Here is a 255-nt window from a genome sequence, read left to right as displayed (position 1 = left end):
CGGCCAGGTCGCCCCGGCGAACTTCCAGATCCCGCCCGGCCACACTGCCGGCCACTGCATGCGGGTCGAGCACAGCGACGGTGCCACCGTCAGGACCGAGAAACGTCAGGTGCCGCGAATCAGTCTGAACCTTCAGCAGTTCCGGAAGCAGCCCCATGCGGCGCACCACCTCCACGGCCGTTCCGCGCACATCGATCGGATAGCCACCTCCGCGCACCGCCGGGGCCCTCTCCACCACCGTGACGGTGAATCCGG

General features: G+C 69.0%; 1 pseudogene. It reads right to left on the bottom strand.

Annotation, left to right across the window (positions count from 1 at the left end):
• A pseudogene (locus QSK18_RS35780) lies at positions 1 to 255 on the bottom strand (FAD-dependent oxidoreductase); the annotation flags it as partial.

The organism is Kineosporia sp. NBRC 101677 (assembly GCF_030269265.1).
Lineage (GTDB): Bacteria > Actinomycetota > Actinomycetes > Actinomycetales > Kineosporiaceae > Kineosporia > Kineosporia rhizophila.
The sequence above is the reverse complement of the archived record's forward strand: the minus strand, read 5'-3'. Positions and strand labels throughout refer to the sequence as shown.